Origin of the sequence: Streptomyces virginiae (assembly GCF_000720455.1) — a bacterium.
Taxonomy (GTDB): Bacteria; Actinomycetota; Actinomycetes; order Streptomycetales; family Streptomycetaceae; genus Streptomyces; species Streptomyces virginiae.
In genome coordinates, this window is the sequence record NZ_JOAK01000005.1 from 100,022 (window position 1) to 126,681 (window position 26,660).

Below are 26,660 nucleotides of genomic sequence, written 5' to 3' on the forward strand. Positions count from 1 at the left end.
GCTGTGTGTCACAGCACCGGGCCACCTCTACCGCGTACGGGACGGATCTACTTGATCCACTCCGCCCAGTCCATGTTCCAGCCGTTGAGGCCGTTGTCCGGGGCGATCTGCTTGTCCTTGGAGTTCTTCACGACGACCACGTCGCCGATCAGCGACTCGTCGAAGAACCAGGCCGCGGGCTGCTTGGAGTCGCCCGCGCCGCGGACGTCCTTGAGGCCGACGCAGCCGTGGCTGACGTTCGACGACCCGAAGGTGCTCGACGGGGCCCAGTAGTTGCCGTGCACGAAGGTGCCCGAGTTCGACAGCCGCATCGCGTGCGGGACGTCGGAGATGTCGTACTCCCCGCCGAAGCCGACGGTCGCGCCGTTCATCCGGGTGACCTTGTACTTCTCGCTGATGACCATCTGACCGTTGTAGGTCGTGGTGGACGGGGCGCCCGCGGTGATCGGGACGTCCTTGAGGACCTGGCCGTCCCGGACGACCTGCATCGTGTGCGCGGCCGCGTCGACGGTGGAGACCTGCGAGCGGCCGATCTTGAAGGTGACCGTACGGGTCTGCTTGCCGTAGACCCCCGGGCGGCCCTCGACCCCGTCCAGGGCGAGCTTGACGGTGACCGTCGTGCCCGCGGCCCAGTACTTCTCGGGGCGGAAGTCGAGGCGGTCGTTGCCGAACCAGTGGCCCTCGACCGGGACGGCCGGCTCGGCCGTCACCGTGATGGCCTTCTCGACGGCTTCGGGGTTGGTGATGCCACGGGAGAAGTTGATCGAGACCGGCATGCCCACGCCGACGGTCGCGCCGTCCTCGGGCGTGTAGTGGCCCACGAAGGTGTTCGTCGGGGTCAGGGTCGTGAAGGAGGTGTCCTTGGCGGACTCCCGGCCGGCCTCGTCCTTGGCGACCGCGTGGACCTTGTACTCGGTGGCCGAGGCCAGGTGGCGGGCCGGCTCCCAGCTCGCGCCGTCGTCGGAGACCTTGCCCTCGACCGCGTTGCCCTTGGTGTCGGCGACGGTCACCGTGCTGAGCTTGCCCCCGGTGCTCGTGATCTTCAGGACGCCGCTGGTCGCGACCTCCTTGGCCCCGTCGTCGGGCTTGACGCTGACGACGGCCTTCGAAGCCTCGGTGCCGGTCTTGCCACCGCCCCCGGCGTTGTCGCTTCCGCTGCCGTTGCTGTTGCCGCCGCCACCGCCACTGCAGGCGGTGGTGAACAGCAGGGCCGCTCCCAGCAGAAGGGCCGGCAGGCCGGTCCGGGCGCGGCCGCGTATCGGCTGCACGTTCACTCGTGTTCTCCCCATGTCCCCCGCGCACGGACAGTCGCGCGCATGTCGACAGGAAATCACACGGGAGGATCACGATGAGCCACGGTCTTGTCACCGTTCCGTCCCAACTGCCGCGACACGGCCGGGACGGCTTGCAGGTCAGTCCTCGGTGCCCGGCTTGGTGCCCCAGACGTAGACGGCGTCACCCTCGCCGAGCAGGTCCCACAGGCGCTTGGCGTCCGGTTCGGTGAGGTTGACGCAGCCGGCGGAGCCGCCGCCCTCGTAGAGGGTGCCGGGAGAGCCGTGCAGGGCCTGGCCCCCGTCGAAGAACTGGGCGTACGGCATGGGCGATCCGTACAGCGTGGAGACGTGGTCCTTGCTGCGCCAGTACACCTCGTGCCAGCCGGTCCGGGTCTCCTGGAAGTCGCGGCCGGTGCGGATCGGCACGGGCCGCAGGACGATGTCGCCGTCCTCCTGCACCCACAGCAGCTGGCGGTCCAGGTCGACGCAGGTGACGCGGTGTTCACGTGCGGGGCAGTCGCCCGCGGCGTTGGGGTCGGGGCGGGCCGTCACGACGAGCATCGTGCGGTAGGTGGCGACGCCCGCGTAGCCGTCGGCGGGGCTGACGCCGTTCTTGCGCTGGAAGTCGCGGACCGCGATGCAGTCCGCCGCGGACTGCACCCCGTCGACCGGCCGTCCCACGTGGTGCTCCAGCTCCCGCTGGTAGGGGCCGGTGCCCGCCACGCACGCGCTCTCCGGTTCCGCCGGGGCGGCCGCCGCGAGGGAGGGGTGCGGGCCCGCGAGTGCGAGCAGGGCGCCGATCACGGCCGCCCGGGCCACCGGGCCTCTCCCCTGACGTGCGGCCATAGGAGCCTCCTCGGTCTGCGAGCGCGACGGGTCGTACCCCAGCCAAACCGTGTCGCCGGGGTACGGCTCGCGCTGCTGCGCCGCCGGGGTGAGGAGGTCACTCCACCGGCGCACCCGGCCGCTCGGTCCGGGCCCGGCGGCCGCCCTCCCGGGTGCCCTCGTCCGCGGCCGCGCCCTTCTCCTCCAGGGGGATCGGCTCGGCCCGCTTGTTGTGGACGGTGAGCACGAGCTGCCGGCCGCTCGCGGCGTCCAGCCGATAGGGGCCGGTCACCGGGGTCTTCGGCATGACGTAGCCCTCGGGGACGTCCTTCTCGACCAGGAAGTACCCGCCGTCGGCGAGCCCCTCGAAGGCGCAGGTGCCGTCGGCGTCGGTGGCGCAGCCCGGCCTGACGCGCTGGTCGGCGTCGACGCCCCCGGTCTTGAGGCCGGTGGTGCCGTTGGTCTCCTTCCACAGCTCGAACACCGCGCCGTGCAGCGGGGTGCCGGTCTTCGCGTCCTTCTTCCGGACCAGGATCCAGCCGCTGTACGCCGTGTCGGGGCGCCGGTTCGGGACATTGAGGACGAATCCGTCCCGGGCGGCGGCCGCGCCCAGGTCGAATCCGGTGGACGCTTCGTCCGGCCACTCGTATCCGGCGGGGGCCGCGACCTGGAGCGCGTAGTACGTCTCGCCGGTCAGCAGCTCCACCGTGCAGACGCCCTTCGCGTCGGTCACGCAGTCGCGGTCGTGCTGCCTTTCGTCGGCCCCCCGGCCGGTGCTCTGGAGCCCGGCCCGGTCGTTGGTCTCGCGCCACAGCTCGAACCGGGCCCCGGGCAGCGGCGCCCCGGTGTCCAGGTCGGTGCTGCGCAGCACGACCTTGGCGCTGCCGGCCGCCGCCGGTGGCGGTGCGGCCAGGGCCGGCGCCGCCGCGGTGAGCACCACCGCGGCGGCGAGACCGGTGGTCCACGCCCTCGTCGTCCTGGCTGTCATGCCGCTCCGTCCGTCGTTGGGGGCCTTGGGTCGGACCGGGAGGTCAGGCCCGGGGACCCTTGGCGTCCTTCGGGTGCCCGGGGTGCCCGCCCTTGCCCTTTCCGTGGTTTCCCTTTCCGTGGTTTCCCTTTCCGTGGTTTCCCTTGCCGTGGTTTCCCTTGCCGTGGCCCTTGCCGTGGTCTCCCTTGCCCTTGCCGTGGCCGTCGCGCTCGTTGCGGAGCGTGACCACGAGCCGTCGGTCCGGGGTGGCGGCGTCCAGCGTCAGCGGTCCGGTCACCCGGTCCGCGGGCAGCGCGTAGCCCTCGGGCACGGCCGTCTCGACCAGGTAGTAGGAGCCCTCGGGGAGCGGGCCGAAGTCGCAGACTCCGCCGCGGTCCGTGGCGCAGCCGTCCGCCGCCCTGCGGTCGGTGTTGATGCCGCGCGTCTGCAGGCCGGCGGTGCCGTTGGTCTCCTGCCACACCTCGAACACCGCGCCGCGCAGCGGCCGCCGGGTCTTGGCGTCCTGCTTGAGGACCCGGATGGCGCCCTCGTACCGCTCGCTCCTGGTGTTCGGGACGGCGACGACGATGCCGTCCGCCACGTCGCCCTCGGTCAGGTCGAAGCGCGTGACCGGGTCCGCCGGCGGTTCGTATCCGGCCGGAACGGCGGTCTCCCGCCAGTAGTAGGTCTGGCCGACGGGCAGCTCCACCGTGCAGGTACCCCGTGCGTCGGTCACGCAGGCGCCGTCCAGCCGGGTGTCACCGCCCGGGCCGGCGGTCTGCAGCCCGGGGGTGCCGTTGCTCTCCCGCCACAGCTCGAACTCCGCGCCCGCCAGTGCCGCGCCCGTCGCCCCGTCCGTCTTGCGCAGCACCACCCGGGCGCCGTCCGGCGGCTCGGGGCTCCGCTGGTTGTCCGCCTCGTACCGGACGCCGGCCTGCGCGTTCTCGGCGGTCAGCGTCAGCGCGTTCACCGGCTGGGGCGGGAGCACGTACCCGGGGGGCGCCTGGGTCTCGCGCCAGTAGTAGGTGCCGAGTTCGGTGGTCGTCTCGCACAGGCCGCTCGCCGGGGTGGTGCACTCGGTGACGCGGGTGTCGGCGCCCGGACCGGTGGGCTGGAGGCCGGCCGTGCCGTTGGTCTCCCGCCACAGCTCGAACCGCGCGCCCGCCAGTGCCGCGCCCGTCGCCGCGTCCCGCTTGAGGACGGAGACCGAGCCGGTCACCGGGACCGGGCCGGCGCAGTCGGGCAGGTCGCCGTTGAAGGGGTAGGCGTGGAACTCCTGGCCGCCGCCCCCGACGGTCTCGCTGCCGTGGGTGACGGAGCCGGTGGTGAAGAAGCGGCCGTTGATGCCGGGCAGGGTGACGGTGGTCTCGGAGGTCTGCTGCCCCATCAGGAAGCTGCCCTGGAACTGGCCGCCGCCGGTCAGCCGCACGGTGGTGGCGTCGGGGAAGTTCCACAGCAGCCGCTCGCGGTAGGCGTTCAGGGGGTCGGTGTCCGCGATGCCGCCGCTGTACGTGTTGATCGTGCGGGTGGCACCCAGCACGTTCACCAGGACGGTGGCCGTGGCCGGGATGCGGGCGAACCGGATGCCCTGCTGGCCGCCCCCGTTGCCGACGAGGTTCGCGTCGACGTTGAAGACCTGGAGCGCGGAGGTGCCGTCGCCTGTGAAGACGGTCTCGAAGCCGCTGTTCACGACGGTGCCGGTGGCCGGGCGGGGCTGCCCGTCGACCCGGGCGTAGCACTGGCTGGCGGCGCTGAGCCGTTCGCGCAGTCCGGCGTACGGGGTGACGGCGGCGGGGTCCGGGACCAGGCGGCCGGAGACGACCCCCGTGACGGTGCCCGCGTGGCGGACCACACCGCCGTCGGCGAGGAGGCGTTCGCCCGCGGCGACGGTGACGCCTCCGCCGGTGGTGAGGAAGTCGGCGCCTTCGGGGGGCGGTACGAGCGATCCGGCGCCGACGATGCCGACGTTGTACCGGCTGTCGCCGCCGGCCACCTTGTCCTGGTCGAAGCCACCGAGGACGACGAGGCGGCCCTCGGCCTCGGAGGCCCGTCCGCGAACCCGGAAGTCGCCGCCGGCGAAGATGTTGATGCCGTTGTCCCGGCCGCGCAGGACGCCGTCGCTGTTGATCGGCGGGTACGGGTCCGGGCAGCGGCCCGGGACGCAGGGACCCAGTCCGTCGGGCAGCGGCGCCCGGGCGGCCGCCACCGGCCGGTCGGCGCCGGGTCCGGCGGCGACGGCCGCGGGGGCGGCGGCCACGGGGGCGGCGGCGGCCAGCACGGCGCCGATCGCGAGCCCGAGGGTCCAGTTCCTTGCTGACATGACGCTCCGTCCGTTTCCCCTGCTGCCCTCACGTGCCCTGACAGGCTGGGGGCAGGGGTCGGCGGTACGGGTCGTGGACACTCGCCGCTACGGCATTCCGATCACACAAGTCACTCTTGCGGGGGGCGGGGCGCCGTTCAGGCGATCGCGGATCCGGCCACCCAGTCCGCCCAGGACATGTTCCAGCCGCCCAGCCCGTTGTCGGCGGCGACCGTCTTGTCCTGCGAGTTCACGACCTCCACCACGTCCCCGATCAGGGTCCGGTCGAAGAACCAGCCCGCCGGGGTGTCGGAGCCGCCGCCCTTGTCGTCGCGCAGGCCCACGCAGCCGTGGCTGACGTTGGTGGTGCCGAAGGTGTCGGGGCTGGACCAGTAGTTCCCGTGCAGGAAGGTCCCGGAGTTGGTGAGCCGCATGGCGTGCGGGACGTCGGGGATGTCGTACTCGCCGCCGAACCCCACCGTCTGGCCGTTCATCCGGGTGACGTCGAAGAGCTCCATCACCACCATCTTCCCGTTGTAGGTGGTGGTCTTGGGCGCCCCGGCGCTGATCGGCACGGTCGACAGCAGCTCGCCGTCCCGGCGCACCTCCATGGTGTGGGCGGCCGCGTCCACGGTGGAGATCTGGGAGCGCCCGACGGTGAAGGTGACGGTCTTGGACTGGATCCCGTACGAGCCGGGAGCGCCCTCGACGTCGCGCAGGTCCATCCGCACGGTGACCTTGGTCCCCGGCTTCCAGTACTGCTTGGGCCGGAAGTCGAGGCGTTCCTTGCCGAACCAGTGGCCGGCCACCTCCACGGCCGGCTCGGAGGTGACCCGGATGGCGCGCTCCACGTCGGCGCGCCGTTCGATCTCACGGCTGAACTTGAAGGAGACGATCATGCCGGTGCCGACGGTCGAGCGGTTCTCTGGCTTGAAGTAGCCGATGAACCGCTCCTCGGGAACGTAGGTGGTGAAGGTGGTGTGCCGGGCCTGGCGGCGGTTGTGCCCGTCGAGGGCGACCGCGTCCACGGTGTACTTGGCCGCGAGGGCGAGCCGGCCGGCCTGCGGGGTGGGGCTCCAGCTGAGCCCGTCGGCGGCGATGGCGCCGGGGACCTCCTCCGCCTGCGCGTCCTCCACCTTGGTCACCACGACCCGCTCCAGCCGCCCTTCGGGCACGGTGACCGTCAGCCGCCCGTCGGCCGGGACGCCCTTGGCGTTGTCGTCGGGGGTGATGCGGATGGCTTCGTCCGGCGAGCGGACTCTGCCGGGGAGCTGGATCTCGACGGGCGATTTGCCGTCCTGGGTGCAGCCGGCCAGCCCGCCCAGCAGGCCCGCCCATGCCGCCACGGCGGCCAAGCCCGCCCCTGCCCGCCTCGTCAGAAGTGTCACGATCCCTCCAACGACCGGAGCCCTCCGGGGGAAACGTGAGGGCGGGCGACGTTCCGGGCAGAACAGTCCGGGCAGAACAGTGGGAAGGACCAGACGGGGGCGGGCCCGGGCCGGGACGCCGGGGCCACACACTCCCCTCCCCCCGCCGGTACCGAGGAGCCGTGGAGGCGGGCAGTGTCGAGCGCAGCCGAGCAGGAGGCGGTGGAAGCCGTCAGCAACGCCGTCGGAGCGGTACGGAGCGGACAGGCCGCGCCCGTACCGCACGTCGACGGCCAACCGGGCGGCCCACTGGGCCATCAGTCGAACGGACGGTCGGACGGTCGGACGAACGGCCAGGTCAAGGGGCAGGTGTTACGGGCACCCGTGCGCCCGGCCCCGGCGGTGTGGCCGGGGTCCTCGCATCCCCTGGGGGCCCGCTTCCACCACGGTCCGGACGGGACCGCGGGCACCAACTTCGCCGTGTGGGCGCAGGGCGCGGAGTCGGTGGAGGTGTGCCTGTTCGACGAGGCCGGGGCCGAGACGGCCTGCGTCCTGACGGAGCTCACGCACGAGATCTGGCACGGTTTCGTGCCGGGCGTGCACCCGGGGCAGCGGTACGGCTTCCGGGTGCACGGTCGCTGGGATCCCTGGACGGGCGTCCGGCACAATCCGGCGAAGCTGCTCCTGGACCCGTACGCGCGTGCCGTCGACGGGGACTTCACTCTGCCGCCGGAGGTGTACGGGCACGTCCGGGACTGGCCGCAGCAGTACATCGCGGACACCGTGCGCGACGACCGGGACTCCGCGCCGTTCGTACCCAAGGGCGTGGTCGTCCACGATGACGACGACTGGGCGGACGACGTCCGGCCGAAGACTCCCTGGGCCGATTCGGTGATCTACGAGCTGCACGTGCGCGGCTTCACGATGCGCCATCCGGGTGTTCCCGAGGAGCTGCGCGGCACCTACGCGGGCCTGGCCCATCCGGCGGCGGTCGAGCACCTGGTGAAGCTGGGCGTGACGGCGGTCGAGCTGCTGCCGGTGCACCAGTTCGCGCACGAGGACCACCTGCTGCGCAGGGGGCTGCGCAACTACTGGGGGTACAACTCGGTCGGCTACTTCGCCCCGCACGCCGGGTATTCGTCGAGCGGTACAACCGGGCAGCAGGTCGGCGAGTTCAAGCGGATGGTCCGGGCGCTGCACGCGGCGGGGATCGAGGTCATCCTCGACGTGGTCTACAACCACACGGCGGAGGCGGGCGAGTTGGGGCCCACGCTGTCGCTGCGCGGCTTCGACAACCGGGGCTACTACCGGCTCCAGTCCGACCAGCGGCGGTACGCCGATTACACGGGCTGCGGGAACACCCTGCACGCCGGGCGTCCGCACGTGCTGCGGCTCATCACGGACTCGCTGCGCTACTGGGTCACGGAGATGGGGGTGGACGGCTTCCGCTTCGACCTGGCGGCGGCGCTGGCCCGCTCGATGCACGACGTGGACATGTTGTCGCCGTTCCTGGCGGTGATCGCCCAGGACCCGGTGCTGCGGCGGGTGAAGCTGATCGCCGAGCCGTGGGACGTGGGTTCGGGCGGCTACCAGGTGGGGGCGTTCCCGCCGCTGTGGACGGAGTGGAACGACCGCTACCGGGATGCCGTGCGGGACTTCTGGCGGGGTGCGCTGCCCGACGTACGCGACCTCGGGTACCGGCTGTCGGGGTCGAGCGACCTGTACGCGTGGGGTGGGCGGCGGCCGTACGCCTCGGTGAACTTCGTGACCGCGCACGACGGTTTCACCCTGCGGGACCTGGTGTCCTACGAGCGCAAGCACAACGACGCGAACGGCGAGGCGGGCCGGGACGGGACCAACGACAACCGTTCGTGGAACTGCGGGGCGGAGGGCGAGACGGACGACGTGCGCGTCGGGGTGCTGCGCCGGCGCCAGCTCCGCAACCTGCTGACGACCCTGCTGCTGTCGACCGGGGTGCCGATGCTCGTGGCGGGCGACGAGTTCGGGCGCACCCAGGGCGGCAACAACAACGCCTACTGCCAGGACAACGAGACGGGGTGGGTGGACTGGTCGCTGCTGGAGGATCCGGCGTGGCGCTCGCTGTTCGCCCTGACGGCCCGGCTGATCTCGCTGCGCCACGCCCATCCGGTGCTGCGGCGGCGGGCGTTCTTCTCGGGGCGGCCGCAGGGGGCGGACGGGCTGCGGGACCTGGCCTGGTTCACGCCGGCCGGCGTGGAGATGACGGAGCGGGACTGGTACGCCCCGGCGGCGGCGCTGGGAATGTACCTGTCGGGGCGGGACATCCCGGGCCGTGACGAGCGGGGCCGGCAGGTGACGGACGACAGCTTCCTGGTCCTGCTGCACACCGGTGACCGGCCGGCGGCGTGGGTGCTGCCGGGGGCGCCGTGGGCCGAGGAGTACGAGCTGGTCCTGGACACCTCCCTGGAGGAGCAGGCCGTCGTCCCCGGTACCGTGCACCGCGCCGGGGAGACCGTGACCGTGCCGGCCCGCTCGGTGCTCCTGCTGCGGGTCAGCGGGTCTCGACCGCCAGCAGCATCCGCTTGAGGAGGGCGGCCAGCGCGGCGCGTTCGCCGTCGTCGAGGGGCTCGATCATCTCGTGCTCGGCGACGCCGCGCCAGCGCATGGCGTCCAGCCACCGCCGGTGGCCCTCCTCGGTGAGCTCCACGTCGACCCGGCGGCGGTCGGCGGCGGCTCGCAGCCTGCGGACCAGGCCGGACTTCTCCAGGGTGTCGAGGCGGCCGGTCATCCCGGCCGGGGAGAGGAGCAGTTCGGCGGCGAGCTCGGCGGAGGGGGCCCGCCAGGGTGCGCCGCGGGAGGCGAGCCGGTGCATCGTCTCGAACTCGAAGGCCTGGAGCCCGGTCTCGGCGAGCGCCCGCTCCTTGCCGTGCGACACGTGCTTGGCGAGGAGCTGGATGCGGGTGATGACGGCCTCGGTGGGGACGTCGAAGGGCACTTTGCCGGTCCAGCGGGCGATGTGGCGGTCGACGGAGTCCTCGGCGGACTCCTCGGCGGACTCCGCGGCGGAGTTCTCGCCGCTGTTCCCGCCGGTGCTCTCGGCGCTGTTCCCGCCGGTGCTCTCGGCGGCGTCCTCGGCGCGCTCCGTTGCCGCCTCCGCCCCGGTGGCCCGTCCGCCCGCGCTCCGCGCCCGGCCTTCGGCCGCCTCTCTGCCCATGCCCGCATTATGTCCCGTCCTCCGCCCGGGCCTGCGCCGGTATTTCGTTGACGAATGATTCGCTGGCGAAATAACCTCCGGGCATGATCTCGCCGATACCGCGGCTGGTCGCCGGCCGCACCTTCGCCGCCTTCGCCTCCGCACTCGTGCCCACCACCCTCACCCTGGCCCTCCTGCGGGCCGGCTCCTCCGGCGATCTGGGTCTCGTGCTGGCCTGCGAGCTGCTGCCCATGCTGCTCCTGCTGCCCGTCGCCGGGGTGGCCGCCGACCGGTTCCCCGCCCGGCGGGTGGTCCTCGTCGCCGACCTCGTGCGGGCGGCCGCCCAACTGGCGACCGGCGTCCTGCTCATGACCGGACTCGACGGCCGCGTCCCCGAGCTGGCCGCGCTCGCCGCCGTGACCGGCGCCGCGGTGGCCTTCGGCACGCCCGCGGTACGCACGCTCGTGGCGGCCGCGGTTCCGCAGGAGGGGCGGCTGCGCGTCAACACCCGGCTCGGGGTGGCCACCGGACTCGCGAACGTCGCGGCTCCGGCGGCCGCCGGCACGTTGTCGCTGACCGTGGGCGGCGGCTGGGCCTCGCTGCTCACCGGGGCGCTCTTCGTCCTCTCCGCGCTCACCCTCGGCGGCCTGCGCACCACAACGGTCCCGCGTACCGCCCCGCGCGCCGCCTTCGGCACCGAACTGCGCGCCGGCTGGGCCGAGACCAGGCGCCACCCGTGGTTCCTCGCCAACGTGCTGGCCCACGGGGTGTGGCACCTGGCGGCCGGGCTGCTCCTGACGCTGGGTCCGGTCATCGCCATGGAGGACCTGGGCGGCGAGGGCTCCTGGGTGGTGATCGCCCAGGTCGGCACGGTCGGCATGCTCGCCGGCGTCTGGACGGCCGGGCGACTGCCGCTGCGCCGGCCGCTGTACGGGGTGGCCGTCGGGGCAGCCGCCCAGGCACTGCCGCTCACCGCCTTCGCGCTGCGGCTGCCGCTGCCGGCGACCGCGGCCGCGTTCTGCTGCGCCATGTTCGGCCTGGGGGTGCTGAGCCCGCTGTGGGAGACGGAGATGCAGCGCCGCATCCCGCTGGAGACCCTGGGTCGGGTCGGATCCTTCGACACCCTCATCTCGTTCGCCGCGCGCCCCTTGGGGCTGGCGGTGGCCGCCCCGCTGGCCGCCGCGGTCGGAGCCACGGTCCCGCTGCTGGTCGCGGCCGTCCTCAGCGCCACCGCGAACCTGTCCGTACTGCTGCTTCCGGACGTCCGCAGACATCCGGAACCGACTCGCTCATCCGTACTGCGATGATGTGTTCGACATCGTCGCTGAGGGGAGCCCCTGCATGGGCAGAGTCGGGACCGCGCTGCGGGAACTGCGCGGGGCGCAGAAGTCGGCGAAGGGGGTGTCGCTCTACTCCCGGTTCGTGAACCGGCCCACCGGGCGCTACCTGGCGGCCGGTTCGTACGCGCTCGGGCTCACCCCGAACCAGGTGACGCTGATCAGCGCCGCCTTCAGCTTCGCGGCGGTGGCCGCGGTCGCGCTGACCGGGCCCTCCTGGACGCTGGGGATCGCCGTGTGGGCAGCGCTCGCCGTCGGGTTCGCCTTCGACTCCGCCGACGGCCAGCTGGCCCGGCTGCGCGGCGGCGGCAGTGCGGCCGGCGAGTGGCTGGACCACGTCGTGGACGCCGCCAAGCTCACGGCCCTGCACTCGTGCGTGCTGATCGCGTTCTACCGGTTCCCCGAGGAGTACGGGACGACGGCCGACGGCTGGCTCCTGGTACCGCTCGGCTTCCAGTTCGCCGCGGTCGTCACCTTCTTCGGCGGACTGCTGACCGAGAAGCTCAAGCCCAGGCCGGCCCCGGGAAGCCCCGCCGCCGCGCCGTCGACCGCGCGCGCGGTGGCGCTGCTGCCCGTGGACTACGGGGTGTTCTGCCTGGTGTTCCTGCTCCTCGGCGGCGGGAAGCTGTTCGCCTGGGCCTACGCCGGACTGGGCGCGGTCGCCGCGCTGTTCCTGCTGGCGTTCCTCGCCAAGTGGTTCCGGGAGCTCAGCGCCGTTCGCCGGTGACCTGCCCCGGTCCCGCGGCCGGTTCGGCGAGCGCGTCCAGCGCCCGGCGCAGCTGGGTGCTGGAGGTGTGGACGGTGTAGGGGAAGTAGACGACGTCGACGCCGTGGGCGGCGAAGTCCTTCTCCAGCTTGTCGCCCTTGGGGGTGCCCCGCCAGTCGTCGCCCTTGAAGATGACGTCGAAGCGGACCTGCTTCCAGGTCTCCACCTTGTCGGGCACCGTCTCGACGAAGGCGGCGTCCACGTACTTCACGCTGCGCACGATCTCCAGCCGCTCGACGAGCGGGATCATCGGGCGTCGGCCCTTGGCGAGTTCGGCCATCTCGTCGGAGACCACTCCGGCGACGAGGTAGTCGCACCGACTCCGGGCGTGCCGAAGGATGTTGAGATGCCCGATGTGGAACAGATCGTAGGCGCCCGGCGCGTAACCGACTCGATACGGTCGACGCGAAGGCGCACCAATGTCCGACATGTACCGCTCCGTCATCTCTTTGTCCCCAGCGGCCACACCCCCCGGTGTAGCGGATTAGCAGACAATAGCGTGCACGTTCCGCAGCACGCGGGTGAACGAATAGGGTGACGTGCGCATCATCCAGGGGAAGAGGGGACGCTCGGTGTCCAGATCCGGTCAGCGGCGCATGCTGCTGGTTTCCACCAATTACGCTCCGGAGCACGCGGGTATCGGCCCGTATGCGACGCAGATCGCGGAGCACTGGGCGGATCTCGGCCACGAGACGCACGTCCTCGCCGGCATGCCGCACTACCCCGCGTGGTCGCTCGAACCGGAATACAAGGGGGCGCTCCAGCGCACGGAACAGCGCGCGGGCGTCACCGTGCACCGGCGCGCGCACACCGTGCCGCCGCGCCAGACCGCCGTCAAGCGGGCCCTGTTCGAAGGATCGATTCTGCTGCACGGCTCCGTGGCCCCGCCGCGGATGCCCAGGCCGGACGCGGTGCTCGCCCAGATGCCCAGCCTGGCCGGCGGAGTGCTCGCCGCCCGGCTCGCGGCGCGCTGGAAGGTCCCCTACGTCCCGGTCGTCCAGGACCTCATGGGCGCCGCCGCCGCGCAGAGCGGGATCAGCGGCGGCGACAAGGCGGCCGCGATCGCCGGCCGCGCCGAGGCGTACGCCCTCAAGCGGGCCACCCTCGTCGGCGTCATCCACGAGACCTTCGTGGAGCGGGTCGTCGGCATGGGCGTGGACCCCGGCCGGATCCGTCTCGTCCCCAACTGGTCGCACGTGCCCAAGCCCACCAAGCCGCGCGGCGAGACCCGCCGCCACCTGGGCTGGGGCCCCGGCGAGACCGTCGTGCTGCACTCCGGGAACATGGGCCTCAAGCAGGGACTCGAAGTCCTCGTGGGCGCCGCACGGCTGGACCCGAAGGTCCGTTTCGTCCTGATGGGCGACGGCAGTCAGCGCTCCGCGCTCGCCGATCTGTCCGCGGACGTGCCGAATCTGGACATCATCCCCCCTGCCGCTGACGGCGAGTTCCCGGATATCCTCGCGGCGGCGGACGTTCTCGCGGTCACACAGCACGCCGCCGTGCTGGACATGAGCGTCCCGTCGAAGCTCACCTCCTACTTCCAGACCGGCCGGCCCGTCGTCGCCTCAGTGGCGGCGGAAGGCGGGACCGCCCAGGAGGTGGAACGCTCGGGCGCAGGGGTGCTCGTACCGCCGGAGGACCCCGAGGCCCTGCTGAAGGCCGTACGGGCCCTGGCGGAAGACCCCGAGGGCGCGGACGCACTGGGAGCGGCGGGGCCCCGCCACGTGGCGGCGCACCTGAGCCGTGAAGCGGGCCTGGCCCGCATCGACGCACTGATGGACGAAGCACTTGGGGGAACCCGGCCGTGATCGAGACGAACCGCCCGGCAGCGGCACCGGCCGACGACGAACCCGACCTCCTCAGGGACCAGTTCCGCCAGCTCCTGCGCTACCGCAGGCTGATCGGCGCGGGCATCGGAGTCGGCCTGCTGGGCGGCGTCTACCTCGGCATATCCACCGCCGACACCTACGTCGCCACCGCCGACGTGGTGCTGCGCGCGCCCACCGACGACCCGTTCAACCCGAGCCTCGCCCCGGACAAGGCGATCAACATCGGCTCCGAGCGCCAGGTCGCGCTCAGCTCCTCCATCGCCAACGAGGCGGCGAAGAAGCTCGGGGTGTCCGCCAAGGACTTCGCCGCCCTGCGCTCCGGCCTGCAGGTGACCAACCCGCCGCAGACCATGGTGCTGCGCTTCACCTACACCGCGGACTCCCCCAAGGAGGCCGCCAAGCGCGCCAACGCGATGACCGAGGCGTACCTGCTCAAGCGGCAGGAGTCCCTCGACGCCACCCGCGACAAGATGGTCAAGGGCTACAAGGAGCAGCGCGACCCGATCGCCAAGCAGCTCGACGAGACGTCCAAGGAGATCGCCCGGATGCCCGCCGGCGCCGGACGCGACGCCGCCAGCTCCGCCAAGACCGACCTGCAGAGCGAGGTCGGCGGCTACAACACCAAGATCACCAAGCTTGAGGCCCTGGACATGACCCCGGGCCGCGTCACCAGTGCCGCGACGGCGCCCACCGCGACCGACGGACCCGGCATCCTCATGTCCCTCGCGCTCGGCGCGGCCGTGGGCCTCGCGCTCGGCCTGCTGGCCGCCTGGGTCCGGCTGGTCTTCGACCCGGCGCCGCGCTCCGAGGGCGACGTGGCCCGGGCCCTGCGCGCTCCCGTCCTGGGCTACCTGCCGCGGGACCGGACGGGCGGCGGGCCGCTGCTCGCCGCCGGCGAGGCCGACCCCCGGCTCGCCGAGGAGTACCGCTCGGTGGCGTTCCGCCTCGCCTACGACTCCCGCTTCGCCGACCGGCGCCGGCTCCTCGTCGTCGCTCCGCGCGGCAGCAGCGAGACCGCGGCCGCGGTGGCCGTGAACATGGCCGCCTCCTTCGCGGAGACCGGCAAGGACGTGCTGCTCATCGAGGCCGACCTGCGTACCCCCGTGCTGGCCAGCCAGCTGCCCACCGACGCCGGCGGCCGTCCCCGCTGGAGCCAGGGCCAGGGCGGCGCGCCCGCGCCCGGCCGGCACGCCGACTCCGAGTGGCCCGACGGGCGCCAGCTCGTCGTGGACGCCGGGGAGTCGGGCTCCTTCGACCTCATCCCGGGCGACCGGGCGCGCAACGTCCCGCGCGCGCTGACCTCCGCCCGAGCCACCCGGCTGATCTCCGAGGCCGACGCCCCCAACTCCACCGTCGTCGTACTCGCACCGCCCGTGCTCTCCTACGCCGACGCCCTCGCCCTCGTCGACCGTGTCGACGGCGTCCTGGTCGTCTGCGACCCGCGCGCCATCCACCGCACCGACCTCATCCGGATCCGCGAACTCATCAGCGGCGCCGGCGGCACGGTGCTCGGCGCGGTGCTGCACGCGCCGCTGCCCGGCGAGAAGCGCGGCAAGGGCAAGGACAAGGGCGGCCCGGCCGCCGCCGGTCCGGCCGCCCCCGCGAAGCCGGGGAAGGCCGCGCCGCAGCCCCAGCCGATCCCGTACGAGGTGGCCGAGCCCGAGCAGCACATCCCGGGTGACGGCACCGACACCGTCGCGCTGCGCACCGTACGCATGGGCCGCAGATGAGCCGACGCGGCCTCGCCGCCGTCGCCTCGGTACTGGACCAGGCCGCCTCCAGCGCCACCAACATCCTGGTGCTGGTGCTGGCCGCCCGGCTGTCCTCGGCCTCCGGGTTCGCCGACTTCTCCATGGTGTACGTGGCCTTCAGCGTGCTCCTCGGGCTGAACATGGCCTACGTCGGCCAGAGCCTGGTCCTGGAGAAGGGCGACGGGCTCGGTGCGGCCTGCCGCTCGGCCGCCGGCTTCACCTCGGCCGCGTCGGCCGCCGTGGGCGTGCTGCTCGCGGTGGTGGGCCTCGCCCTCCCCGGGGCCACCGGGCGGGCCTTCCTCGCGCTGGGCCTCGTCCTGCCGCTGGTGCTCCTCCAGGACGGGCTGCGCTACTGCTTCTCCGCGCTGCGCGCCCCCGAGCGGGCGCTGGCCGCGGACGCGCTGCGGCTGGTGTGCGTGGTCGCCGCCCTGGCCCTGCAGCCCGAAGGGGCGTCGGCGGGGCGGCTGGTGCTGGTGTGGGGGCTGTCCGCGCTGCCCGCGCTGGCGGTGGGCCTGTGGCTGCTGCGGCCGTACGTCCGCGGTTCCCGCGCCGACCTGCGGCCGTACCTGCGGCGGGGTCACCTGGGGCAGCGGTTCGTGGTCGAGTTCGCGGTGGGCAACGGCTCCAGCCAGCTCGCCGTGCTGGGCCTCGGTGTCTTCGCGACGCCGCTGGCCGTCGGTGCGCTGCGGGGTGCGACCACCCTCTTCGGGCCTTTGAACGTGCTGTTCAACTCCGCGAACGCGTTCGGGCCCCCGGTGCTCGGGCGGCTCGGCGGCAAGCGGGCCACGGTGCGGGCGACTGCGGCGCTGGGCCTGGTGCTGGCCGCGGTGGGCGCGGGCTGGGCGACGGCCCTGTACCTGCTGCCGGACCGGCTGGGCCGGGAACTGCTGGGCGACACCTGGGCGGCGGCGTCCGCGCTGCTGCCGGCGACGGGTGCGCAGTACGCCGTGATGGGGCTCGGGACGTGTGCGCTGCTGACCCTGCGGGTGCTCGCCCCGAAGGCCACGCTGTCCCTGCAGGTGGTCTTCTCGCTGCTGTCGGTGGGACTGCTGCTGGGCGGCTACGCGGTGTGGGGGGTGGCGGGCGCCGCCTGGGCCCTGGCGGCCGGCTCCGCGATCAAGGCGCTGGCCGCCTGGCTTCGGGTGGCCCGCCTGCCGGTTGCCGGTGCCCGGCTGGACAGCGAGCCCCTGCCCGCCTCCGCGGCCTGACCCGCTGCGCGGAGCCTCTCCCCGCCCCGCCCTTTCTCCGTTTCCCGGGCTCCGCCCGGACCCGCGCCTCAAACGCCGGCGGGGCTGAAAGGGCGGCGCGTCAGCGGAGGGTGGTGGATTTGTCCGTGCGGTGGGTCGCGACCAGCGCGAGGCAGAGGGCCGCGATCGCGACGCGCCCCGACGCCTGAAGCAAAGGCCCGCGCAGCAGGATGAAGGAGTAGCCCGCGACCAGCGGGACGACCACCGAGATCAGGCTGCCCGGCGGCGACCTGCGCGTGGCCCGTTTCGCGTAGCGCCGGTCGACGCGGGCGGCGGCGTACCCCATGCCCAGCAGCCCGGCCCCCATGCCCAGCGGCCCGAAGTCGAGCCACAGCTCCGCCCAGATCGGGGAGGAGAGGTTGGTGTTGACCGTGCCCATCCACTGCCCGACCATCACGCCCGTGTCCCTCGGCTTGCCCTCCCAGACCGAGCGGGGCACCGCGAAGAAGATCGATCCGGCCAGCTGGCGGCCGTAGAAGTGCCCGGGGCCCGACTCCGAGAAGGTGATGGTGTTCGCGAACATGCCGATCTGGTCGTAGTCCTTGAGCGCCATCGGCTCCAGGAAGGACGTGGTCTCGACCGGCCGGTAGTTCTTCTCGTCGTACCGGAAGCGGTCCGCGAACGGGAAGATCAGGAGGGCGACGACCACGGCCATCGACAGCGCCACCCGGTACATCGCCGCGCTCACCGGGAAGACGGTGAAGAGCAGCGCGAACATGACCGTCAGGAACCAGTACCGCGGGTTCGAGATCGGGTTGTTGACGATCAGGTTGAGGCAGGCGAGCGCCCCCCACGTGACGATGATCGACACCTTGCGGCGGGCGAACTTCGAGGTGATCAGCCAGCGCGTGTAGAGGAGCAGCGCGAGCAGGGCCGGCACGGTGCCGAAGCCGCGCAGCAGGGCCTGGCCGGCCTGGCCGTCGCCGTTGGAGACGCCCGCCTCCTCGATGCCGGCGATGATCTCCTGCCGGCTGGAGAAGAAGACCGCGGGGCCGCCCAGCTTCATGATGAAGGCGGCGCTGCACAGGAACGACAGGATCGTCAGCAGCTGGAGCCGGCGCCGGTGCGCCATGACGGGCCTCGACTCCTTCTGGGAGCCGCCCGCTCGCCCGGCCGGGCGGTGACGGGCCAGCAGCACGCCGACGTCGAAGGCCGTGCAGCCGAGCAGCACCAGCCCGATGGCGACGGTCAGGTCGGAGCGCGGGCCGACGACCGGCGTCGGGACCTGGCCGAGGACGGCCTGCGCGAGCGGGGCCACGCCCATGGCCATGTAGACGAAGAGCCAGAAGGAGCCCTGGAGGAGCTTGCGGCGGCTGGTGAGCACCATCGCGGAGAGCCGGGCGCCCGCGTACATGGTGAGCAGCAGCTGCAGCCAGAAGGCCGCGTCGCGGGTGCCCGCGCCCGTCTGGACGGCGACGAACAGCGGCAGGAAGACCGTGAATCCGAGCGCGAGCGGTACGGACAGCGCGCGGGAGAGCAGGGTGCGCGGCAGGGTTTCGCGGCCCCACATGCTCTCGTCCTCGAAGGGGGACGGGACGGCGGGCCTGGCGGGTGTTGCGGAGGGCTTGCGTATGTCCGTCGTCACTGCCGCCCCCACCCGATGTGCCTGGTCCGCGCGCAGTCTAGTCTGAGCGGGCCGCGCCCGGGGAGGCCGTGGCCGAGAGCACGATGGGGGCATCTGTTGCGTGATCTTCCTTCCTTCACGCTGGCCGGGTACGACAAGGGGCGCGGGCTGCTGACGCAGGCGCTCTGGTTCGCCGTGATGAACACGGTCTTCATGGCCTGGTTCTGTCCGCCCCGGCTGCGGGTCTCGCTGTTGCGTGCCTTCGGGGCGAAGATCGGCGAGGGCGTGCTGATCCGTCACAAGGTCCGCGTGCTGTGGCCGTGGAAGCTCACCGTCGGGGACCACGCCTGGATCGGTGAGGGCGTCTGGGTGCTGAACCTGGAGCCGGTGACCATCGGTTCGCACGTGTGCCTCTCGCAGGAGGCGATGCTGTGCACCGGCTCGCACGACCACCGGGCCGCGGACTTCCGCTACCGCAACGCGCCGATCACCGTCGAGGACGGCGCCTGGGTGGCGGTACGGGCGACCGTGCTGGCCGGGGTGACCGTCGGCCGGTGCGCCGTCGCGGGCGCGGGGGCCGTCGTGCACAAGGACCTGCCGGAACTGACCCTGCAGACGCAGGACGGGCGGCGCCGCCCGGTGGAGGAGCCCAAGTGAGTGCCGCTGTGAGAGTCCTGCACGCCGTCACCCTGCACTCCCCCACGCACGCCTTCGGCGGGCCGGTGCGGGTCGCGCTGAACCTGGCGAAGGGGCTGCGGGCCCGCGGCCACGAGGCGCGGCTGCTCGCGCTGGGCGACGGCTTCGACGAGTGGCCGACGTCCGTGGAGGGCGTACCGGCGAAGCTGTTCCCGGCCCGCCGGCTGCTGCCGCTCGGCTTCAGCGGGATGACCTCGCCGGCCCTGCTGGCCTCGGCGGGACGCCTGGTGCGCGACGCCGACGTGGTGCACGTCCACCTGGCGCGCGACCTGGTGACGCTGCCGGTGGCGCTGGCGGCGCTGCGCGCGGGCAAGCCGCTGGTGCTCCAGACCCACGGCATGGTGGACCCGAGCGAGAAGCTCCTGGCGAAGGTGCTGGACGCGGTGGCGGTACGCCGGCTGCTGCGCGGCGCGGACGCCGTGCTGTACCTGACCCCGCACGAGCGGGAGGGCCTGGACGCGGTGGTCGGCGCGCCGCTGGCGAACACGGTCCGGCTGGTCAACGGGACCCCGGCGCAGGAGGAGCGGCCCGCTCCGCAGGGGGCGCCCCGCGTCCTGTACTCCGCGCGGCTGCAGGCCCGTAAGCGGCCGGTGGACTTCGTGGACGCGGCCCCGGCGGTGCTCGCGGAGCACCCGGACGCGCACTTCGTCGTCGCGGGCCCGGACGAGGGCGAACTGGGAGCCGTGCGCGACCGGATCGTGGCACTCGGCCTCACGGACCGGTTCACGGTCCCCGGGGCGCTGTCCGGCGCCCAGGTGCTGGAGGAGCTGCGCCGGGCCCACGTCTACGTCCTGCCCTCGGTGGACGAGCCGTTCCCGATGTCCGTCCTGGAGGCCCTCGCCGTGGGCGTCCCGTCGGTGGTGACGCACTCCAACGGCCTGGCGCGGGACATCGCGGGGGCCGGGGCGGGCCGCGCGGTCGACCCCGGTCCGGCGGGGGTGGCCGCGGCGGTCCTGGAGCTGTTGGACCCGCAGGCGGGCCGCGAGGCCTCGCTCGCGGCGCGGAAGCTGGCCGACGGCTCCTTCTCCATGGACGCAGTACTCGACACGCTGCTGCCGGTGTACGAGGCCGCGCTGCGCAGGTGAGGCGCCGCCGGGCCGTGCCGCCGGGTCAGATGACGTCCCGGCGGCGCTCCTCCACCACGGGGATCGCGCCCGCCGCCCGGCGCCGCTTGTAGATGCTGGTGTAGACGGCGAGGCCGATCCCGCCCACCGCCATCATGATCAGACCGACCAGGTCGAGGTTGACGCTCTCCATCTCCCAGTCGCTGGCGAAGGTGAGGATGGCGCCCACCACGATCAGGCCTATGCATCCGCCGATGCCCATGGGTCCGCCTTCCGGTGTGGTGACTGTGACCGCGCGGGTACCCGGGTATCGGGCAGCAAAACGCCCCTCGGGGCCGGAAGTACCGGCCCCGAGGGGCGTTTTCGCGACTGCTGTGGTGTTACGCGGGGATCCAGGCGTAGCAGCCGGAGGAGTTGAACTCCGCGGTGCCGGCCGGGATGGTGGCCGTGATCTTGTCGCCGGCCTTGGGCGGGGTCTCGGGGCCCGACGCGAGGACCGAGCCGTCCTTGCCCTTGGCCTCCCAGGTGCAGTTCGTGGCCTGGGTCAGTGCCCGGTAGTTGCCCGCGGCGGGCGACTGCCGGGGTCCCTCGGGGAAGCCCTTCTCGGCCGCGGCGAGGACGGGCTTCTGGTCCGGGCACAGGTGCGTGATCGCGTCCTTGGCGCCCGCGATCTCCCCGGTGATGACGGCGCCGGTCGCCGCGTCCTTGTCGCGCTTGGCCGTGCGCGCCACCCGCTGACAGGCCTCCTGGCCGGTCTGCAGGACGGCCGCCGGGTCCATCTTCTCCGGGACGCGCCCGCTCAGGTACTTCTTCTCCTCCGCCGTGAAGCTGCCCGTCTTCGGGGTGAGCTTGGCGTCGGGCAGGACCGGGCCGGTCGGCTTGGCGTCGGCGGCGGGCGCCGACGGGGCCGGGGTGTCCGCCGGGTCGGGGGCCGCCGACGAGGCCGGGGGCTTCGCCTTGGCGTCTGCGTCGGCGCCGTCCCCGCCCGAACTGCAGGCGGTCAGCGTCAGGGCGGCGGCGAGCAGGACAGCGGCCGCTGCGGAGCGTCGGTACATCGGATGGCTCCCGTACTCAAAAGGATCTGCACAGGAATGCGGGGCCCGGCCACGCAGCCGGGCCCCGCATCCGTCAGGCGGTTGCTTCGGTGGTGCTACTTCGCGCCGAAGGTGAGGACCAGCTGCGGAGTGCCCTCCGCGGCCGTGGACTCCGAGGACCAGATCCACAGCGGGTCGGTGCCGCTGCTCGTCAGGCCCAGGCTGTAGCTGCTGCCCAGCACCGCGGTGACCGCGGCGGTGTCCAGCTCGACGTTGTGCACCGCCGAGCCCTCCGGCACGCCCGCGATGGTGCCGAGCGGGGTGGTGCCGAGGGTGGGCTTGGTGTTGAACGACGTGCTCGCGCCGCTCCAGTTGCCGGTGACCGGGACCACGGAGACGGTGTCGGCGGTGCCGGCACTGGCCTGGGTGCTGGTCTTGAACTGCAGCGAGGCGGACTTCAGGACCTGGCCGGCCGGGGCGGCCGGCAGGTCGAAGCGCATGTACGCCTGGTACAGCGAGCCGCTGCCGCGCACGGCCAGCGAGGTGGCGGTGCCGTAGGCGGTGCTCGGGGCGCCCTGGTTGACGTAGGTGTCCTCGGTCGTCTTGACCGTGGAGACCGTGTCGGTGGGGGCCTTGGCCAGGTCGAAGTGGTTCTTGACCTGGGCCTGGGTGAGCGCCGTCGGGTACACGGCGGTCTCGTCGAGCTGACCGGCGAAGAAGTTGCTCGTCGGGCGGGTCGGCCAACCGGAGAGGTTGTCACCGCCGGCGTGCCAGTAGCCCGCGTAGGTGCTGTTGCTGGTGGCGTTCAGCGAGCCCTTGTTCTGGCCGTCGACGTACAGCGTGATGCCGCCGGGGCCCTGGGTGCCGACCACGTGGTGCCACTTGTTGTCGTTGTACGTCTCGAACAGGCCGGTGGAGACCGTCCGGGTCGAGCCGTTGTAGACGCCGAACACCAGGCGACCGGTGTTGGTCATGTAGATGTGGCGGTCGTTCGACCCGCTGCTGCGCGTGGTGTTGTTGCCGAAGCCGATGAGCTTGCCGCCGCGCGTGGTGTTGGTCTTGAACCAGGTCTCGATGGTGAAGGCGTTGCCGACCGACTGACGGCGGTCGCTGTGCACCTGCTGGCTGGTCCCGTTGAAGCCCATCGCCGTGCTGCCGGGGGTGGCGCCGGGCGACTGCTTCAGGGCGGGGGCGTTGACCTGGACACCGCTGCGGTTGCCGGACACCGAGGAGTCGGCGGTGTACGGGCTGACCGCGTCGTCGTAGCGCCAGTACAGATCGGCGCCGTCGGTGCGGACCTGGTTCGGGTAGGACTGGACCGAGGTCGGGACGGTCACCGAGGTGGTGGCCGACAGGGCGCTGGTGTTGCCGGCGGCGTCGGTCGCGGTCACCCGGTAGGTGTAGGACTGTCCGGCCTTGACCGTGGTGTCGTTCCAGGAGGCCTGCGGGCGCTCCCACTCCAGCGAGCTGGCGGTGACGGTGGCGGCCGGGGTGGCCGAGCCGTTGCGGTAGATGCGGTACGTCAGCTTGCTGTCGTCCGCGTCGTAGCTGGTGCGCCAGCGGACCTGGACCTCGCCGGGCTTGACGCTGGAGGCGCTGGCCACCGGGGTGGTCGGGGCGCCGACGTCGCCGGTGGAGGCGAAGCGGGTCAGACCCTGCTGGGCCTTGCCGTTGATGAGGGTGAACTCACCGCCGACCCACATGTACTTGACGTCGTTCTTCTCGGCCACGGCCATGACGCGCGGGCCGATGCCCTCGCCGAGACCGTCGTTGGCCGTGGGGTGCCAGCCGAGCTTGGCCGGGCCGCGGACGAAACCGTCCACGGGCGCGGGGGCGGCGCCTTCGTGGTTGGTCGGCTGGGCCAGCAGGAAGTTCCGCTTTCCGTCGGGGAACTCCAGCTCGGTGGAGCAGTCGTGCGCGTGCGAGGAGCTGTAGAGGACGCCCTCGTACGGCAGGACGAACTGGGTGGCGCCGAGGCAGCGGTCGCGCCACTTCTCGGTGAAGTCGCTCAGGCGCAGGCCGATGCGACCGTCGAAGACACCGCCGCCGGAGCCCTCGTGGCCCGTGTAGAAGCCGGTGTCGTCGGTGGAGATGTCCTTGACGACCGAGTTCGACGGGATGTTGGTGTAGGTCTTCTTCACGGCGCCGGACGCGGCGTCGACGACGGCCAGCGCGTGGCTGTTGGCGTTGTTGACCGTGAAGAAGTCGCCGCCGAGCAGCACGTTCTTGCCGTCGGGGGTGACCTCGACCGCCCGGCCCGGCTCGTCGACGTTGGCGACGAACGGCTTGAGCGCGCCAGAGGACGCGTCCACGGCGGCGAACCGCTCGCGGGTCTGGCCCTCGACGGTGGTGAAGTCACCGGCCGCGTAAAGGGTGTCGTCCGTGACCGCGAGTCCGCGCACGGTGGCGGGGAAGCCCGGGTGGAACGCTGCCTTGGGGGTGCAGGTCGCGATGTCGATGGCCGCGAGGCTGGAGACCGGGGTTCCGTTGACGGCGCCGAAGTAACCGCCCGCGTAGAGGGTCTTCTTGTCCTTCGACACGACCAGCGTGCGCACCGTCGCGGTGCCGTCGCCGATGGTGAAGGCCAGCTTGCAGGAGGTGGGGTTGCCCGTCGCGGCGTCGAGCGCGACGAAGTTCACGGCCTCCCGCTCGGCACCCGCCACGCCCTCGGGCGGGCGGACGGCGGAGAAGGTGCCGCCGGCGAAGACGGTGCCGTTGGCCTGGGCCATCGCCCAGACGATGCCGTCCGGCTGCCAGGTCGGCAGCTCGTCGGCGGTGAATGCCACTGGTGCCGTGATGGCGGACGCCTGCGGCATCAACACCAGGCCTATACCGGTGCCCGCACCGGCCAGTGACAGTACGAGGGCGGCAGTCAGCCCTCTGGATCTACGCATGAGCCCCCCAGGGCAATCGCCCGGTTTGATGGCTGGAACTATCCGAACAGCCATATGTATCTGGCGCAGACTAGGGCTCACGCGGGGGCCTGGTCACCTCCCTTGACCCATTGCATACCAACTTGGAATCAAAGGTTCAGCATGGAGGGTGCACTAGGGACATACGGCACGTTTGCCCCGGTCACGCTGGCGCAGAACCGCCTGCATGACCGGAACACGGCAAATCGTAGGGGAAATATAAGGCCTCAGCGATCGATACGGACCGTTGCGCCCGCCAGTTGGTCCTCGACCTGGCGGATGTCGGCGTCGACCATGATCTGCGCCAATTCGGCCACCAGGACCGACGGCTTCCAGCCGAGCAGGTCATGGGCCTTGGAGGCGTCGCCGATGAGGGCGTCGACCTCGCTGGGGCGCTCGTACTTGGCGTCGTAGCGGACGTGCTCGGTCCAGTCGAGTCCGGCGTGCGAGAAGGACGACTCGACGAACTCCCGGACGGTCGCGGCCACTCCGGTGGCGACCACGTAGTCGGTGGGCTCGTCCTGCTGCAGCATCCGCCACATGACGTCGACGTACTCGGGGGCGTAGCCCCAGTCGCGCACCGCGTCGAGGTTGCCGAGGTAGAGGTGGTCCTGCAGACCGGCCTTGATGCGGGCGACCGCGCGGGTGATCTTGCGGGTCACGAAGGTCTCGCCGCGGCGCGGGGACTCGTGGTTGAAGAGGATCCCGTTGACGGCGAACATGTCGTACGCCTCGCGGTAGTTCACCGTGGTCCAGTACGCGAAGACCTTGGCCGCGCCGTACGGGCTGCGCGGGTGGAACGGGGTCTGCTCGTTCTGCGGCGGCGGGGTGGATCCGAACATCTCGGAGGACGAGGCCTGGTAGATGCGGGTGTCGACACCGCTGGCCCGGATGGCCTCCAGCAGCCGCAGCGCGCCGAGGCCGGTCACGTCGCCCGTGTAGAGCGGGGCGTCGAAGGAGACGCGGACATGGGACTGCGCGCCGAGGTTGTAGACCTCGTCGGGGCGTATGTCGCGCAGCAGGTTCACAAGCGCGACGCCGTCGGAGAGGTCGGCGTGGTGCAGGACGAAGGACCGGTTGGCCGTCTGCGGGTCCTGGTAGATGTGGTCGACCCGCTCCGTGTTGAAGCTGGAGGACCGCCGCACGAGACCGTGCACCGTGTAGCCCTTGGAGAGCAGGAGCTCGGCGAGGTACGAGCCGTCCTGTCCGGTGACTCCGGTGATCAGTGCGGTCTTGCCCATGGGGTCCCCTTGCTGGTGGTTGCTGTGTGTCGTGGTGAGGCGTTGCCTCGGGGTGGGTGCGGAGTGAGCCCTGCGGGGCGGCGTACGGAGCGGTCGGGTCGCGGCCCGGGGGCTGGATGCGTACCGTACACGGCCGCCCCTGCGCACCCCTTGCGGGGCGCCCGCCGCTCTGTGGTGCGGACGCCGCCCGGCACGGCCCCGGTTCCGGAGCCGGCGCCACCGGCGGCGCCGAGTGCCACGTCCCGGCCGTCGGCCAGGACCGCGGGGCCCGCCGAGGCCGGTCCCGGGGTCGCGTCGGCGGGGCGGCCCGAGGCCGTTGGACCACTGCGCCCCGCGCGGGAGCGGACTGGCATCATCGGCGGTATGACAAGTTCGCTGCCGCTCCTGCCCCCGAACGCCCGCGTCTTCGTCGCGGGCCACCGCGGCCTCGTGGGGTCCGCGGTCGCCCGCCGGCTCACCGCCGACGGCCACGAGGTGCTCACCCGGGGCCGTGCCGACCTCGACCTGCGCGACGCCGCGGCCACCGGGGCGTACCTGAAGGACGTCCGCCCGGACGCCGTCGTGCTGGCCGCCGCCAAGGTCGGCGGGATCATGGCCAACAGCACGTACCCGGTGCAGTTCCTGGAGGAGAACCTGCAGATCCAGCTCAGTGTGATCGGCGGCGCCCACGCCGCCGGCGTGGGCCGTCTGCTGTTCCTCGGTTCGTCCTGCATCTACCCGAAGCTGGCGCCGCAGCCGATCCACGAGGACGCCCTGCTGACCGGCCCGCTGGAGCCGACCAACGAGGCCTACGCCCTCGCGAAGATCGCCGGCATCGTCCAGGTCCAGTCGTACCGCAAGCAGTACGGGGCCTCGTACATCTCGGCCATGCCGACGAACCTCTACGGGCCCGGCGACAACTTCGACCTGGAGTCCTCGCACGTCCTGCCCGCCCTCATCCGGCGCTTCCACGAGGCCGCCGCCGAGGGCCGCGAGGAGGTCACCCTGTGGGGCTCCGGCACCCCGCGGCGGGAGTTCCTGCACGTGGACGACCTGGCCGCGGCCTGCGCCGTGCTGCTGAACACCTACGACGGCGACGAGCCGGTCAACATCGGCTGCGGCGAGGACCTGACGATCCGCGAGCTGGCCGAGACGGTCGCCGAAGTGACCGGCTTCCGGGGCGAGCTGGCCTGGGACACCTCCAAGCCCGACGGGACGCCGCGCAAGCTGCTGGACGTCGGCCGCCTGACCGCGCTCGGCTGGAAGCCCGGCATCCCGCTGCGGGACGGCATCGCCTCCACGTACAAGTGGTGGCGCGAGCAGAGCTGATCGCACA

Annotated in this window: 21 protein-coding genes; 9 read left to right on the plus strand and 12 right to left on the minus strand. The window is 72.5% G+C overall.

The annotated features are described in order from the left end of the window. Positions 1–47: 47 nt before the first annotated feature. The 5 genes from IG86_RS0110180 to IG86_RS0110200 all read right to left on the minus strand — a co-directional run bounded on the left by IG86_RS0110180 (position 48) and on the right by IG86_RS0110200 (position 6,744). Positions 48–1,274 (minus strand): L,D-transpeptidase, encoded by a 1,227-nt coding sequence (locus IG86_RS0110180; protein WP_385871805.1) that lies wholly within the window; start codon positions 1,272–1,274, stop codon positions 48–50. Between the two features lie 138 nt (positions 1,275–1,412). After that, positions 1,413–2,120, minus strand: a complete 708-nt coding sequence (locus IG86_RS0110185; protein ID WP_045936616.1) for a L,D-transpeptidase family protein — start codon at positions 2,118–2,120, stop codon at positions 1,413–1,415. Between the two features lie 97 nt (positions 2,121–2,217). After that, complete coding sequence (locus IG86_RS0110190) at positions 2,218–3,087, minus strand: MSCRAMM family protein (RefSeq protein ID WP_030826641.1); 870 nt, start codon at positions 3,085–3,087, stop codon at positions 2,218–2,220. Positions 3,088–3,130: 43 nt separating this feature from the next. Further along, on the minus strand, positions 3,131–5,386 hold the full coding sequence (locus IG86_RS42180) for a choice-of-anchor A family protein (RefSeq protein ID WP_051785079.1): 2,256 nt from the start codon (positions 5,384–5,386) through the stop codon (positions 3,131–3,133). A gap of 137 nt (positions 5,387–5,523) precedes the next feature. Beyond that, complete coding sequence (locus tag IG86_RS0110200) at positions 5,524–6,744, minus strand: L,D-transpeptidase (protein WP_030826651.1); 1,221 nt, start codon at positions 6,742–6,744, stop codon at positions 5,524–5,526. Between the two features lie 183 nt (positions 6,745–6,927). Between IG86_RS0110200 and glgX the strand changes: the two genes are divergently transcribed. Then, positions 6,928–9,297 carry a glycogen debranching protein GlgX gene (glgX, locus tag IG86_RS0110205; protein WP_107056222.1) on the plus strand — a complete coding sequence of 790 codons (2,370 nt, stop codon included), beginning with the start codon at positions 6,928–6,930 and terminating at the stop codon, positions 9,295–9,297. On the opposite strand, the gene IG86_RS0110210 is transcribed toward glgX, so the two are convergent. Further along, positions 9,263–9,925: a MarR family winged helix-turn-helix transcriptional regulator gene (locus tag IG86_RS0110210; protein WP_078905865.1), complete on the minus strand. Its 663-nt coding sequence runs from the start codon at positions 9,923–9,925 to the stop codon at positions 9,263–9,265. The two genes, glgX and IG86_RS0110210, sit on opposite strands and share 35 nt — an antisense overlap. 83 nt (positions 9,926–10,008) lie before the next feature. Here IG86_RS0110210 and IG86_RS0110215 point away from each other — a divergent pair, with 83 nt between their 5' ends. Together IG86_RS0110215 and IG86_RS0110220 are read left to right on the plus strand one after the other, a co-directional pair. After that, positions 10,009–11,211: an MFS transporter gene (locus IG86_RS0110215; RefSeq protein WP_045936615.1), complete on the plus strand. Its 1,203-nt coding sequence runs from the start codon at positions 10,009–10,011 to the stop codon at positions 11,209–11,211. Between the two features lie 34 nt (positions 11,212–11,245). Continuing rightward, positions 11,246–11,968 carry a CDP-alcohol phosphatidyltransferase family protein gene (locus IG86_RS0110220; RefSeq protein WP_030826662.1) on the plus strand — a complete coding sequence of 241 codons (723 nt, stop codon included), beginning with the start codon at positions 11,246–11,248 and terminating at the stop codon, positions 11,966–11,968. Here the strand turns inward: IG86_RS0110220 and IG86_RS0110225 are convergent. Continuing rightward, complete coding sequence (locus tag IG86_RS0110225) at positions 11,949–12,437, minus strand: FAD synthase family protein (protein ID WP_030826665.1); 489 nt, start codon at positions 12,435–12,437, stop codon at positions 11,949–11,951. The two genes, IG86_RS0110220 and IG86_RS0110225, sit on opposite strands and share 20 nt — an antisense overlap. A gap of 166 nt (positions 12,438–12,603) precedes the next feature. Between IG86_RS0110225 and IG86_RS0110230 the strand changes: the two genes are divergently transcribed. The 3 genes from IG86_RS0110230 to IG86_RS0110240 are packed head-to-tail and all read left to right on the plus strand — an operon-like array spanning position 12,604 to position 16,795. Next, complete coding sequence (locus tag IG86_RS0110230; protein WP_045936614.1) at positions 12,604–13,815, plus strand: glycosyltransferase family 4 protein; 1,212 nt, start codon at positions 12,604–12,606, stop codon at positions 13,813–13,815. Beyond that, positions 13,812–15,566 carry an LPS biosynthesis protein gene (locus tag IG86_RS0110235; RefSeq protein ID WP_030826672.1) on the plus strand — a complete coding sequence of 585 codons (1,755 nt, stop codon included), beginning with the start codon at positions 13,812–13,814 and terminating at the stop codon, positions 15,564–15,566. Before IG86_RS0110230 ends, IG86_RS0110235 begins: the two co-directional genes overlap by 4 nt. Beyond that, on the plus strand, positions 15,563–16,795 hold the full coding sequence (locus IG86_RS0110240) for an MATE family efflux transporter (RefSeq protein WP_030826674.1): 1,233 nt from the start codon (positions 15,563–15,565) through the stop codon (positions 16,793–16,795). The genes IG86_RS0110235 and IG86_RS0110240 overlap by 4 nt, the downstream gene beginning before the upstream one ends. A 100-nt stretch (positions 16,796–16,895) precedes the next feature. Here IG86_RS0110240 and IG86_RS0110245 read toward each other — a convergent pair whose 3' ends face one another. Beyond that, the gene (locus tag IG86_RS0110245; protein WP_234379232.1) at positions 16,896–18,344 is read right to left on the minus strand and encodes a hypothetical protein; all 1,449 of its coding nucleotides are present in this window, start codon (positions 18,342–18,344) and stop codon (positions 16,896–16,898) included. Positions 18,345–18,515: 171 nt separating this feature from the next. Here IG86_RS0110245 and IG86_RS0110250 point away from each other — a divergent pair, with 171 nt between their 5' ends. Next, positions 18,516–19,055 (plus strand): WcaF family extracellular polysaccharide biosynthesis acetyltransferase, encoded by a 540-nt coding sequence (locus tag IG86_RS0110250; RefSeq protein ID WP_030896408.1) that lies wholly within the window; start codon positions 18,516–18,518, stop codon positions 19,053–19,055. Between the two features lie 8 nt (positions 19,056–19,063). After that, complete coding sequence (locus IG86_RS0110255; RefSeq protein WP_030826680.1) at positions 19,064–20,179, plus strand: glycosyltransferase; 1,116 nt, start codon at positions 19,064–19,066, stop codon at positions 20,177–20,179. Between the two features lie 25 nt (positions 20,180–20,204). Here IG86_RS0110255 and IG86_RS0110260 read toward each other — a convergent pair whose 3' ends face one another. From IG86_RS0110260 to gmd, 4 genes are all read right to left on the minus strand, one after another. Next, complete coding sequence (locus IG86_RS0110260) at positions 20,205–20,420, minus strand: DUF6458 family protein (RefSeq protein ID WP_030655766.1); 216 nt, start codon at positions 20,418–20,420, stop codon at positions 20,205–20,207. A 118-nt stretch (positions 20,421–20,538) separates the two neighbouring features. Continuing rightward, positions 20,539–21,213, minus strand: coding sequence for a hypothetical protein (locus tag IG86_RS0110265; RefSeq protein WP_030896409.1), 675 nt, complete (start codon positions 21,211–21,213; stop codon positions 20,539–20,541). Between the two features lie 95 nt (positions 21,214–21,308). Then, positions 21,309–24,086 carry a CBM96 family carbohydrate-binding protein gene (locus IG86_RS0110270; protein WP_030826687.1) on the minus strand — a complete coding sequence of 926 codons (2,778 nt, stop codon included), beginning with the start codon at positions 24,084–24,086 and terminating at the stop codon, positions 21,309–21,311. Between the two features lie 245 nt (positions 24,087–24,331). Then, the gene (gene gmd / locus IG86_RS0110275; protein WP_030896410.1) at positions 24,332–25,345 is read right to left on the minus strand and encodes a GDP-mannose 4,6-dehydratase; all 1,014 of its coding nucleotides are present in this window, start codon (positions 25,343–25,345) and stop codon (positions 24,332–24,334) included. Between the two features lie 363 nt (positions 25,346–25,708). Here gmd and IG86_RS0110280 point away from each other — a divergent pair, with 363 nt between their 5' ends. Then, entirely contained in the window at positions 25,709–26,653 is a 945-nt protein-coding gene (locus IG86_RS0110280) for a GDP-L-fucose synthase family protein (protein WP_030826690.1), read from the plus strand. The last annotated feature ends 7 nt before the right edge of the window (positions 26,654–26,660 follow it).